At 68.1% G+C, this 12,461-nt stretch carries 10 protein-coding genes and 1 tRNA gene; 4 read left to right on the top strand and 7 right to left on the bottom strand.

Annotation, left to right across the window (positions count from 1 at the left end; translation table 11 throughout):
* Both ACFX43_RS01510 and ACFX43_RS01505 read left to right on the top strand, forming a co-directional pair.
* On the top strand, positions 1-3,813 hold a 3,813-nt coding region (locus ACFX43_RS01510; protein ID WP_378816129.1), incomplete at its 5' end, for a HAMP domain-containing protein.
* Complete coding sequence (locus ACFX43_RS01505) at positions 3,810-4,442, top strand: two-component system response regulator (RefSeq protein ID WP_378816126.1); 633 nt, start codon at positions 3,810-3,812, stop codon at positions 4,440-4,442. The genes ACFX43_RS01510 and ACFX43_RS01505, both read left to right, overlap by 4 nt.
* 15 nt (positions 4,443-4,457) lie before the next feature.
* Here ACFX43_RS01505 and ACFX43_RS01500 read toward each other — a convergent pair whose 3' ends face one another.
* The 4 genes from ACFX43_RS01500 to ACFX43_RS01485 all read right to left on the bottom strand — a co-directional run bounded on the left by ACFX43_RS01500 (position 4,458) and on the right by ACFX43_RS01485 (position 7,522).
* Positions 4,458-4,694 carry a DUF6752 domain-containing protein gene (locus ACFX43_RS01500; protein WP_378816123.1) on the bottom strand — a complete coding sequence of 79 codons (237 nt, stop codon included), beginning with the start codon at positions 4,692-4,694 and terminating at the stop codon, positions 4,458-4,460.
* Between the two features lies 1 nt (position 4,695).
* On the bottom strand, positions 4,696-6,294 hold the full coding sequence (locus tag ACFX43_RS01495; protein ID WP_378816120.1) for a class I SAM-dependent methyltransferase: 1,599 nt from the start codon (positions 6,292-6,294) through the stop codon (positions 4,696-4,698).
* Positions 6,291-6,722: an adenylyltransferase/cytidyltransferase family protein gene (locus ACFX43_RS01490; protein WP_350660472.1), complete on the bottom strand. Its 432-nt coding sequence runs from the start codon at positions 6,720-6,722 to the stop codon at positions 6,291-6,293. Before ACFX43_RS01490 ends, ACFX43_RS01495 begins: the two co-directional genes overlap by 4 nt.
* Positions 6,723-6,922: 200 nt before the next feature.
* The gene (locus tag ACFX43_RS01485; RefSeq protein ID WP_378816117.1) at positions 6,923-7,522 is read right to left on the bottom strand and encodes a hypothetical protein; all 600 of its coding nucleotides are present in this window, start codon (positions 7,520-7,522) and stop codon (positions 6,923-6,925) included.
* Positions 7,523-7,602: 80 nt separating this feature from the next.
* Between ACFX43_RS01485 and ACFX43_RS01480 the strand changes: the two genes are divergently transcribed.
* Positions 7,603-8,385: an alpha/beta fold hydrolase gene (locus ACFX43_RS01480; protein ID WP_378816114.1), complete on the top strand. Its 783-nt coding sequence runs from the start codon at positions 7,603-7,605 to the stop codon at positions 8,383-8,385.
* A gap of 7 nt (positions 8,386-8,392) precedes the next feature.
* Here ACFX43_RS01480 and ACFX43_RS01475 read toward each other — a convergent pair whose 3' ends face one another.
* Positions 8,393-9,340 carry an alpha/beta fold hydrolase gene (locus ACFX43_RS01475; protein WP_378816112.1) on the bottom strand — a complete coding sequence of 316 codons (948 nt, stop codon included), beginning with the start codon at positions 9,338-9,340 and terminating at the stop codon, positions 8,393-8,395.
* Positions 9,341-9,656: 316 nt separating this feature from the next.
* Between ACFX43_RS01475 and ACFX43_RS01470 the strand changes: the two genes are divergently transcribed.
* On the top strand, positions 9,657-10,589 hold the full coding sequence (locus tag ACFX43_RS01470) for a DUF1254 domain-containing protein (protein ID WP_378816109.1): 933 nt from the start codon (positions 9,657-9,659) through the stop codon (positions 10,587-10,589).
* A gap of 95 nt (positions 10,590-10,684) precedes the next feature.
* Here the strand turns inward: ACFX43_RS01470 and ACFX43_RS01465 are convergent.
* Positions 10,685-10,763 (bottom strand) — tRNA-Gln (locus tag ACFX43_RS01465).
* 88 nt (positions 10,764-10,851) lie between these two features.
* Complete coding sequence (locus tag ACFX43_RS01460; protein WP_378816107.1) at positions 10,852-12,144, bottom strand: DUF222 domain-containing protein; 1,293 nt, start codon at positions 12,142-12,144, stop codon at positions 10,852-10,854.
* Positions 12,145-12,461: the final 317 nt, after the last annotated feature.

Below are 12,461 nucleotides of genomic sequence, written 5' to 3'. Positions count from 1 at the left end.
GAGCTCGCCGAGCTCAAGACCACCGTCAACACCATGGTCGACCAGCTCTCCGCCTTCGCCGACGAGGTCACCCGCGTCGCCCGCGAGGTCGGTGGCGAGGGTCAGCTCGGTGGCCAGGCCGCGGTGCCCGGCGTCTCCGGCACCTGGCGCGACCTGACCGACTCGGTGAACTTCATGGCCGGCACGCTGACCGCCCAAGTGCGAAACATCGCCCAGGTGACGACGGCGGTGGCGCGGGGCGACCTGAGCCGGCAGATCACCGTCGACGCCCGCGGCGAGATCCTCGAGCTCAAGTCGACCATCAACACCATGGTCGACCAGCTCTCCTCCTTCGCCGCCGAGGTCACCCGCGTCGCCCGCGAGGTCGGCACCGAAGGCAAGCTCGGCGGCCAGGCCGACGTGCACGACGTCTCGGGCACCTGGAAGGACCTCACCGACTCGGTCAACTCGATGGCCTCCAACCTGACCTCCCAGGTCCGCAACATCGCCCAGGTCACCACCGCCGTCGCCCGAGGCGACCTGACCCAGAAGATCACCGTCGACGCCCGCGGCGAGATCCTCGAGCTCAAGTCGACCATCAACACCATGGTCGACCAGCTCGGCTCGTTCGCCGACGAGGTCACCCGTGTGGCCCGCGAGGTCGGCACCGAGGGCGCGCTCGGCGGCCAGGCCCAGGTGCCCGGTGTCGCCGGCACCTGGCGCGACCTGACCGTCTCGGTCAACTCGATGGCCTCCAACCTGACCAACCAGGTCCGCAGCATCGCCCAGGTCTCCAAGGCGGTCTCGCAGGGCGACCTGTCGCAGAAGATCTCCATCGAGGCCCGCGGTGAGGTCGCCGCCCTGGCCGGCACCCTCAACGCGATGGTCGACACGCTGCGCACCTTCGCCGACGAGGTGACCCGTGTCGCCCGCGAGGTCGGCACCGAGGGATCGCTGGGCGGTCAGGCCCACGTACGCGGCGTGGCCGGCACCTGGAAGGACCTCACCGACTCGGTGAACTCGATGGCCTCCAACCTGACCTCCCAGGTCCGCAACATCGCCCAGGTCACCACCGCGGTGGCCCGAGGCGACCTGACCCAGAAGATCACCGTCGACGCCCGAGGCGAGATCCTCGAGCTCAAGTCCACCGTCAACACCATGGTCGACCAGCTCTCCTCCTTCGCCGACGAGGTCACCCGCGTGGCCCGCGAGGTCGGCACCGAGGGCCAGCTCGGCGGACAGGCAGAGGTCGCCGACGTCTCCGGCACCTGGCGCGGACTGACGGAGAACGTCAACCAGCTCGCGAGCACGCTGACCACCCAGCTCCGCGCGATCGCCGAGGTCTCCGCGGCGGTGACTCAGGGCGACCTGAGCCGGCAGATCACCGTCGGGGCCGCGGGCGAGGTGGCCGATCTGAAGGACAACCTCAACGAGATGATCGACTCGCTGCGGGAGACCACCAGGGCCAACGAGGACCAGGACTGGCTCAAGACCAACCTGGCCCGGTTCACCGGCCACATGCAGGGCGGCCGGGACCTGCTCGAGGTCGCCCGGCTGATCGTCTCCGAGCTCACCCCGCTGGTCGGCGCCCAGCAGGGCTCGATCTTCCTCACCGACCAGACCTCCGAGCACAGCGGCCCCAAGGTCCTGCGCCGGATCGCCTCCTACGGCTACCAGCCGGGACCCGACGTCCCCGACGTCTTCGCCCTCGGCGAGGGCCTGGTCGGGCAGGCGGCCTACGACCGCCAGCCGATCATCGTGCGCGACGTTCCCGCGGCCTTCCTGCGGATCTCCTCGGGACACGGATCGGCGGCACCGACCTCGATCGTGGTGCTCCCGGTGGTCTTCGAGGAGAAGGTGATCGGCGTCGTCGAGCTCGCCTCCTTCCGGCCGTTCAGCGCCGTCCACATGCAGTTCCTCGAGCAGCTCGCCGAGTCGATCGGGGTCTCGCTCAACGCGATCATGGCCAGCTCGCGCACCGAGGAGCTGCTGGTGGAGTCGCAGCGCCTCGCCGCTGAGCTGCAGGACAAGCAGGACGAGGGCGAACGTCAGCAGGTGGAGCTGCAGCAGACCAACGCCGCCCTCGAGGAGAAGGCGCGCCAGCTCGCCGACCAGAACCAGGCGATCGAGATCAAGAACCTCGAGATCGAGGACGCCCGGCGTGGCCTGGAGGAGCGCGCCGAGCAGCTCGCCCTCTCGTCGCGCTACAAGTCCGAGTTCCTGGCCAACATGTCGCACGAGCTGCGTACGCCGCTCAACTCGCTGCTCATCCTGGCCCGGCTGCTCTCCGACAACGTCGACGGCAACCTCAACTCCCGCCAGGTGGAGTACTCCCGCACCATCCACGGCGCCGGCACCGACCTCCTCCAGCTGATCAATGACATCCTCGACCTGTCCAAGGTCGAGGCGGGGAAGATGGACGTCCACGTCACCGACGTCGCCGTGACCTCGGTGGTCGAGTACGTCGAGGCGACCTTCCGGCCGCTGACCGCCGAGAAGGACCTCGACTTCATCGTCGGTGTCGACCCCGACGTACCCCGGGTGCTGCGCTCGGACCAGCACCGTCTGCAGCAGGTCCTGCGCAACCTGCTCTCCAACGCGGTGAAGTTCACAGACAGCGGCGGCGTCCGGCTGCTGATCCGCAACGCCTCTGGTGAGCGCTTCTCGACACCCAGCCTGCAGCAGGCCGATGCCGTGCTGGCATTCTCGGTGGTCGACACCGGCATCGGCATCCCGCCGGAGAAGCTGAAGGTCATCTTCGAGGCGTTCCAGCAGGCCGACGGCACGATCAGCCGCAAGTTCGGCGGCACCGGCCTCGGCCTGTCGATCAGCCGCGAGGTCGCCCACCTCATCGGCGGCGAGATCCAGGTCAAGAGCGACCCCGGACACGGGAGCTCCTTCACGCTGTACGTCCCCAGGATCAGCGCCGGGACGATCGACGCCCAGACCCCGACACCTGTCATCGGCGAGCAGGTCTCATCGCTTCGGGCTCCGCTTCCACAGGACGCGGCCGACCGGGGCGCTGACCAGGTCCTGCTGGTTCTCAGCGGCGGTGGTGACGAGTCCGGCCCCGGCACCAGTGCCGTCGTGGAGGCCCTGTTCGGCTCGGTCGACGAGGTCGAGACGGTCTTCGGCACATCGCCCGACGAGGCTCAGACGGTCCTCGCAGACCGCGAGGTCGACTGTGTGGTCCTGGACCTGCCGCTGACGGAGGGTGGCTTCGACGTGCTCCGCTGGATGCGCACCCACAAGCGCACCAAGAACATCCCTGTCGTGCTGAGTAGGGTCGGCGAGATGACCAAGGCTCAGCAGAGCCGACTGGACAGGTACGCCCAGGCGATGACCCTCAAGACGCCGGCAACCACCGAGGAGGCGATCGACGACGTGAGCGTGCTGCTGGGCCGTCCCGGGGTGCAGCCCCCCGGGACGTACGTCCCCGAGCCGGCCGATCCGAACGGCCAGTTCGTCGGTCGCAGGATCCTGATCGTCGACGACGACGTACGCAACGTCTTCGCGCTCACCAGCGCGCTCGAGCAGCACGGCATCGACGTCCTCTACGCGGAGTCCGGGGAGGCCGGGATCGAGGCTCTCCAGCGGGAGCCGGGCGTCGACCTGGTGCTGATGGACATCATGATGCCGGGCATGGACGGCCTGACCGCGATGCGCCTGATCCGCGACATCCCGCAGTTCAAGAGCCTGCCGATGATCGCGCTGACCGCGAAGGCGATGACCGGTGACCGCGAGGACAGCCTCGCCGCGGGTGCCTCGGAGTACATCACCAAACCGGTCGACGTCGCCGACCTGCTCTCGCTGTTCCGGTTGTGGTTGGCATGAGCGAGCGTCAGGGGACGACGGCGAAGATCCTGCTGGTCGACGACCGTGCCGCCAATCTGGTCGCGCTCGAGGCGATCCTCGGCTCGCTCAACGAGACTCTCGTCCGCGCGGGGTCTGGCGAGGACGCCCTGCGCGCCCTGCTCCACGACGACTTCGCGCTGATCCTGCTCGACGCGCAGATGCCGGGGATGGACGGCTTCGAGACGGCCACCCGCATCAAGGCGCGGGAGCGCACCAAGGACGTGCCGATCATCTTCCTGACCGCCAACGACTTCGACACCCACCTCGCCTATCGCGGCTACGCGACCGGCGCCGCCGACTTCCTCGCCAAACCGTTCGACCCGTGGCTGCTGCGGGCGAAGGTGCAGGTCTTCGTCGACCTCTGGCACGCCAGCCGCAAGCTCAGCACCCAGGCAGACCTGCTGCGCCGGTCCCTGGACCAGCGAGCCACCCAGCCCGGCCGGGTCGACGTCGACGTGGTCACCGACCTCCGCTCCCGGCTCGCGGGGGTGGAGGAGGCGGTGGCCGAGCTCGACACGGGCGGCGACATCGGCCTGGGCGGCGATGCCCGCCGGCGCCTCGGAAAGCGGCTCGAGGATCTCAGGCAGGCGCTCGACGCACTGGGGTGATCAGACCAGAAGGGGTCAGATCCGTGCACGGTAGGCCGCGAGGATCTGCTCCGCCTTCTCCTTGTCGGCGTCCTGCAGCGGGATGAGCAGCTCGGCGACCACGTCGGTCAGCTCGGCGACGCGCCGGTTGAGCTGACGCTGCTCCTGCACCTCGGCCTCGAGCGCCTCGATGCGGCGCACCAGCGAGGCACGCGTACGGGCGGCGTCGCGGGCACCGCGAGCGATGTTCTTGATGCCGGATTCGTCGGACATGTCAGTTTCCTTCTGCACGGTTGAGGGATGGCCAGGAGGCGCGCAGCCGCGCGACGCCGGGCAGCGGGTTGCCGAGCATGTCCTGGCCTTCGTTGATCCCGAGGTGCTCGACCACACCGCCGGCCGCCTCGATCTCGGCCTGGACGAGGGCGGGGTCGACGCGGCGCACGAGGCCTTCGGGCTGCGGCTCGGGAAGGTCCTCGCCGGTGACCGCGAACTCGAGGTAGAGCTTGCCGCCGCCGGGACGCAGCGCCATCTTCGCCAGGGTCCAGAGCTGGCTCCGCGCCGCACCGTCGAGGCAGCCGATCAGGTCGCGGGCGTAGAGATGGTGTGGGTCGCGAGCCAGCCGCGCACCCAGCGTCAGCGTCGAACGCAGCTCGCCGAGGATGAGCTGTTCGGAGACCAGCGGGAGCTTGTGGCGCTCGGCCCTGCGGCGTACGGCGGCCACCGCGGCGCGGGAGAAGTCCACCGAATGCACCTGGTGTCCCTTGCGGGCGAAGAAGCGACCGTCACGCCCGATCGCGCCGGAGCCGATGTCGACCACCTTCGCGTCCTCGGGCAGCTGCCTCTGGACCCACGCACCGAACGCCGACTGCTTGCTCTCGAGCTCGCTCCCGCGGGTGTTGTGGAACTCGGTCCAGGACCCCATGTCGGTGCGGAAGCCACGCAGCCAGCCGTCCAGACGACGTACGCCGGCCGGCGGGTCGGCGTACTTGAACGACGGGTCCGGGGTGCGCCACTTCGGGCCGTAGATGAAGGCCAGCATCTCCTCGGGCTCGGCGGGAGCCGGGAAGTCATAGCCGTGCAGGTTGATCGTCGAGACCGGCACGATCGCCTCGCGGCGCAGACGGCCGGAGCGGTTGCCGAGCTGGTAGAAGACCGGCTCGCCGTCCTTGTCGGGCACGTAGAACGCCACGAAGATGTCGATGTGCACCTTGCGGCCGTCCGAGACCTGGTGCAGCACCTTGATGTCGCCGCCCGACATCCGCAGGACGCTCCAGCCGCGCTCGCGCATGGTGCGCTCGATGGCGTACGACTCGGAGATGATCTCGGCGGGGACGGTGTGCTTGGAGAGGTAGCAGACGTCGGTGTCGGAGTCGTGGCCGAGCATCCGGCCCTCACGGATCGCGCCGAGGAGCGCGCCGTAGTTGAGGTAGGCCTCGACGCCGACCACGTCGCGTAGGTCGGCGAGGACACGCTGGGTGCCGTCGAGGATCTCCTCGCGGATCTTTTCGTCGGTGGCCTCGAAGGAGCGGGTCAGGTGGCCGACCTTGTCGACGCTGAGCGGGTTGCCGCCGCCGTCGACGATCGAGATGCTGCCCTCACCGGAGCCGAGGACGACCTTGTCCTCGAAGAGCACCTCGCCCTCGTAGTCGGCGATGGTGATCGTCGCGGTGCCGTCCAGGAACCGGGTGAGCACGGTGGGCCACGGCACCATGGTGCCCCCGTCGACCGGGTGGCCGTCGCGCTCGGGAGTGAGGGACCAGACGTACTGGCCGTCGACGGAGAGAATCAGAACCGGCGTCGAGGAGTCCCGGACGAGGACCCCTTCGTCGGAGATCTCGAACTGTCCGCCAGGAGTGGGGGCACTGCCGGTCACGAGACCTGGGCATCCTCTCGCGCGATGGCCTTCCGCAGAGCGGTGCTGCTGGTCTGGAGCGTGTAGGGGAAGTAGACGACCTCGACACCGACCGACGCCATCTTCTTCTCGAGCGCGTCGCCCTTCTCGGTGCCCTTCCAGTCATCACCCTTGAAGAGGTGGGTGAACCCGACCTCGCGCCAGGAGTCGACCTTGTCGGTGGTGCGCTCGGCGTAGACCGCGTCCACGATCCCGATCGCCTCGACGATCTCCAGCCTCTCGACGAGCGGGACGGTCGGGATGATCCCCTTCGTCGTCTCGCAGACCTCGTCGGAGACCACACCCGCGATCAACGTGTCGCAGCGCTCTCGCGCCTGGCGCAGCATGTTGAGGTGACCGATGTGGAAGAGATCGAACACGCCAGGTACGTAACCGATGATCGGTCCCATGCCCACGCTTCCTCCAAGTGTTTGTCGATTAGTTTGGGCGACTTTACACCCTGCTCCCCCACGACCCCGATATGAGGCCAGTATCCATACCACCTTGCGCATCCCCGCAATCACCAACGCGACACGCGGGTGTGCACAGGAAGCCCGGCGACCTTACACGAAGATGAACGGCGCGTGGCCATCAATGGCGGAGCGGCGGGTCACGCAGGCGGCATGACACCGAGGACGACGAGCAGTCCGGGAAGGCCGAGGAACAGCAGTCCGAGGAGGACCGGGCCACCGAGCACGCCTAGGAGGACGGTGACCTTCGAGACCGCGTACCGCCGCAGGTAGGAGACGGCGAGCACCCCGAATCCTGCGGCCGACACGATCGATCCCAGGAGGTAGGCGACCGACCGTACGCCGAGGTCGGCCGAGGCTCCACTCGCTCCCACGAGGATCGCGCCGGCCTCCACCGTGCTCCCGACCGCGTCGAGCGCGAGGGTCGCGAATGCACCCCAGAGCAGCACCGACATGACCCATGGCGTCACGAACCGGATCGGACGCGTGGCCACCGACAGCAGCGCCACCACGGCGCCCAGCACCTTCAGGCCCGTGACGGTCCAGTTCATGACCGAGAGCCCGGTGGCGTACTCGGCGTAGCGGCCCTCGGCGAAACGATCGGTCGCCTCGAAGACCACGTTCACCCCCGCGAACGCCAGACAGCCCAACGCCATCAGCACCGCGACAGCGATGACGGCAGGGCTTGCGGCCCGCGCCGCGGGCGCCACCGGTCCCCTCTGGCTCGCGAGAGTCGTCATGGTCCCACGCTACGAATCTCGGCACGGCGAGCACATCAGGGGATCCCCTGCCCGGACCCCGAGCGCGTTACCGTCGGTTCATGGATGTCGTCGAGATCGACGGGTTGCGCATCGCCTTCCGGCGGGCCGGGAACGGTCCTGCGGTCGTGTTCGTCCACGGCGGCGCCGAGGACGGCCGTGCCTGGACACCACAGCTCGACGCGCTCTCGGACGAGTTCACCGTCATCGCGTGGGACGAACCAGGCGCCGGCGGCTCCGGCGACGTGCCCGAGGGTTTCGCGCTGAGCGACTACGCAGACCACCTTGCCGGGCTGATCCGCGCCCTGGACATCTCTCCGTGGACCCTCGTCGGACTCTCCTGGGGAGTGACCGTCATCCTCGAGCTCTACCGCCGCCACCCTGCGGTGGCGCGAAGCCTGGTGCTCGCCGACGGCTACGCCGGCTGGCGCGGCTCCCTCGGACCCGACGAGGCCGACGCCCGCCTCGCCGGCCTGCGCGACCAGCCGGACGACAGCTTCGACCCGATCCTCCCGGGCCTCTTCGCCGGCCCTCCGCCGGCGGAGTTCGTGCCCCTGCTGGAGGCGATGTCTGCCGACGTACGCCGCCACAGCATGCTGACCGCCCTGACCGCGATGGCCCATGCCGATCTGACCGACGTGCTCGGGACGATCCAGGTGCCCACCCAGCTCATCTGGGGCACCCTCGACGTACGGTCGCCCCTGTCGGTTGCCCACGAGTTCGAGCGCCTCATCCCGGGCGCGGATCTCGCCGTCATCCCCGACTGTGGCCACGTCAGCAACCTCGAGGCTCCGCAGGCGTTCAACGACATCCTCCGCAGCTTCCTCCGCCGCCACGCTACGTGAGCCGCACTCACACTCGAGATGCTCCTCGCTGGAACCATTCGAGAATCAGGCGGGTGGTCTCCTCCGGCAGCTCCTGCTGGATCCAGTGGCCGCAGTTCAGCTCCACGACCTCGACGCGCGGTACGAACTTCTCGAGGTTCGGCGCCCTCATGACCGTGTCACGTGAGCCGTAGATCATCAGTGCCTGCTGGTGGACGATCGGGTCGACTTCCTCCATCAGCTCCCAGTTGCGGTCCACGTTGCGGTACCAGTTCACGCTCGGAGTGAAGCCCGATGCCTCGAACGCGTCGATGAACACCTCCAGTTCCTCGTCGCTCATCACAGGCTCTCCGCGTGGAGCCTCGGCGTGGGCCAAGTTGATGAGCGGCATGCCAGACTCCGGCTCGGCCGTGGGCTCGTTCTTGCGGTACAGGTTGCGCAGGAACTGGCGGGCGTTCGCGTCGAACACGGCGTCGGCCACCCCTGGCTGGCGGTTGAAGTGGACGAAGTACGAGTCGCTACCGACGATCGCCTCGATGAACGCGAGGGGCGGCACCTCACCGGGTTCCATGTACGGCACACTGAGCGCGATCACCTTGTTCACCCGCGTGGGATGCAGAACGGCGGCGCTCCACACCACGTTCGCGCCCCAGTCGTGGCCCACGAACGCGGCGTCCTCGTATCCAAAGTGATCCAGCAGACCGACGAGGTCGTCGCACAGATGCACGATGTCGTAGTCGGAGACCTCGGCGGGGCGAGACGAGTTGCCGTAGCCGCGCTGGTTGGGAGCGATGACGTGGTAGCCGGCTGCGGCGAGCGCACCCATCTGATGGCGCCACGAGAAGGCCAGCTCCGGCCAGCCGTGGCAGAGGACGATGGGATTGCCGGCGTTCTCCTGGCCCGCCTCGGAGACTTCGAGCTCGATCCCGTTGACGGCGATCATGCTCGGCTCGGGAAAGTCGATGGGTTCTGACATTGCGATGTCCTTTCAGCCACATGCCGATGCGCGCGGTGTGGCGATCGGTTGATGTGACCGTAGAAGCCATCGCGGACAGGAACCGTCCTCAATGCTTGACAGATTGAGAACATGTCGGCTGACCCCACCGGGCGCACGCTCACGCCGCTCTCGCTGCTCCAGACCCACCGGTCCTGGCGTCGTGCGGAACTCGCCGAGCGCCTCGATGTGACCGAGCGGACGAGTACGCCGCGACGTGGGACCGCGCCAGATCACGTTCCCGGTTCACCCTTGGCGGGTGAACCGGCAGTCACCAAGGGCGAGCAGATTTCGGACCATGAACTCCGAGACAGTGAACGTCGACAACTTTGCCCGCGCCGAGACGCACCGGATGTTCGCTGCCCTGCAGACCCGGGGTGCGACCAACGAGCTGGTGCATGTCCGCGCCCCCGAGTCACTCGATGAGCAGCCCGTCATCAGGCAAAACCGAGACACGCTCTACTCCAGCGCGATCGTGGACATCTCCAGCGGTGCCGCCCTGACGCTTCCCGACAGCCGCGGGCGCTACATGTCGGTGATGGTCGTCAACGAGGACCACTACATCAACCGGATCCTTCACGAGCCCGGCACCCACGAGCTCTCGGTGGCTGACTACGACACGGACTATGTCCTGATCGCCGTGCGGACGCTGGTCGACCCGAACGACCCCGCCGACATCGCCGCGGTCAACGCCCTCCAGGACGAGATACAACTCAAAGCCACCTCCGACCGAGCATTCGTCGCAGCCGACTTCGACAAGGCCTCGCTCGACTCGACCCGCTCGGCGCTGCTCGAGCTCGCCCGCGGCCTGCCTCGCTACGACCGGGCATTCGGCCGCAAGGAGGATGTCGACCCCGTCCGACACCTGCTCGGCACCGCGGCAGGCTGGGGCGGCCTGCCCGAACAGGAAGCGTTCTACCTCAACGTCGAGCCCGGCCTTCCCATCGGCAACTACGAGCTGCGCATAGGCGAGGTGCCGGTCGACGCGTTCTGGTCGATCTCGGTCTACAACGCGGCCGGGTACTTCGAGCAGGTCGGGGACGCAGAGGTCAGCCTGAACAGCATCACCGCACAGCGGGACAACGACGGCTCGATCACCGTTCGGTTCGGCACCGCGGCAGGCCCGAACACCCTCGGCGTCATGGACGGCTGGAACTACATCGTCCGCCTCTACCGCCCGCACCCCGCCGTCCTCGACGGCACCTGGACGTTCCCCAGCCTGGGCAAGTAGCCGTACCGGGCGACCCATGCCGAGCTACCAAGGATCCGGGACCGTTTCCGGTCCGCCGTGTGCATCCCCGTGTGCCATCAAGGCGGGGCTTTCTGCTCCCCGGGTAGGAGTCGAACCTACGTCGCTAGTCCTGATTCAAAGTCAGGCGGGCCCTGCCGGCAGACCAACCGGGGAACGTACGCCGAAACGCACGGGACAACTGTAGACGGCAGCGCCCCCACCGTGCGCACTGACACTGCATGCCGGTCGAGCCTGGAAAGCGTCACGCGGCGAGATCGTGGTCGAGAAGTACGTTGCGCAGGATGAACTCTGCCCGGGACCAGGTTGGCGGGCGTTGTGCCCAGGTGTCGGGTGGTGGGCTCGTGTAGGTATGGCCCGTGGGTGTGATGGTGATGATGCTGCCGTCGGGTCCTGGTCTGGCTCGCCAGCCGAGGGCCTCCTTGGCCTGGTTGCACCGTTCGCACAGCCCTTGCAGGTTCTCGGCGCTCGTGGCGCCGCCGTCGGCGTGGCGTTCGATGTGGTCGATGTTGCGGATGGGGGCGTCGCAGCCGTTGGTGCGGCAGATCCCTCCGTCGCGAGTGGTGATGAAGTCGGCGAGCCCGTCGGGTGCTTTGCGTGAGCGGGATTCCATCGCGACCAGTTGCCCGGCGGGGTCGGTGAACAGCCGCCGGACGAAGACCTCGGCATCGGCGAGGGCTTCGCGGGCCCAGGCTGCGGGGACGGGGCCGTAGCCCTCGACCATGGCGCGCTGGTCGTTGGTGTTGGTGAGGGCGTCGGCGGTCATCACGATCTTGACCTCGATCCGAGGCTTGGCTCCCTCAGCACGGCCGGTGACTCGGTCGACGAGGGTGTCGGCCATGACCTGGCCACGGGTCCGCTCGTCGCCGGCTGCGTGGGCAGCCTTCGCCGCCTGGTCCAGTGCCGCGAAGACCGCGACACCGTCCTTGACCGGGAGCAGGGCACCGAGCCAGGTCATCGTGTCCGGTGCCGGCCGCAGGCTGACCCGGCGGTCCTTCACTGCGTTGGCGGCCCGGGCCACGACGGATTCCTGGTCGAGGGTGATGGCGAGTTTCTTGGCGGCGTTCTCGAGCTGCCGCAGCCCCATCGCCACCGCCTTAGCAGGTTCACCGCCCGGCCCGGTGGCACAGAGTTCGTAGTCGACCACCCGACGGTCCTCCACCGACAAGCACGCGGTTTCACGAGCCAGGATGGTGGCCTGCCATTGCGAGAACAGCCCGGCTCTCATCAGGGCGAAGGTGTGCGGCATCTCGGCGATCAGGATCTTCGCCAGCCCGAGCAGCCTGGCGCCCTTCTCCGGCGAGACCCGCCGCGCCAACGCAACCTGCGAAGCCACGCCCTCGCCAAGCCTGCGGGCAGGCACCCCAGCCTCGGCCTGGCGTGCCCGGACCGCTTCCTCCAGACGTACCGCCGCTTTTGCCTGCACCGCCTCAGCAGTGCACTTGACCGCTTCGAGACCAGCGATCCAGTCCACCAACTCAGCCTCGGACGCACCCGAAGGCGGCCCAGCGAGGAGGTGGTCGATGGTCTCGTACATGCGCCTTATTATATGCGATCGCGCACCCCGCCGCGACCTATTTAAGCAGGTCAGATGACAGTTACGCAGCCAGCGAACAAGCAACGTGAACTCCGCGCCACTCTCTCGCCGCCGCCCCGTTATAGGCGAAATCTTTCTCGATCGGGTGCCGGGTCAAGGATGGCCGAAGGCCACCGCGAAGCGGCGGGCGAAGCCCGTCCTTGACGCGGTGCGCGATCGAGAAACACTCAAAGCCCGGGTCGGCGGCGAACCTTGGAACGAAAACACGGTCGCGTAAGCGAGGTTTCCCCGAGAAGTGACCGTGTTGGTCTCGACAC

Source organism: Nocardioides sp. YIM B13467, assembly GCF_042788075.1.
In the GTDB taxonomy this organism is placed as follows: Bacteria; Actinomycetota; Actinomycetes; order Propionibacteriales; family Nocardioidaceae; genus Nocardioides.
This window is presented reverse-complemented; position numbering and strand designations above follow the sequence as displayed.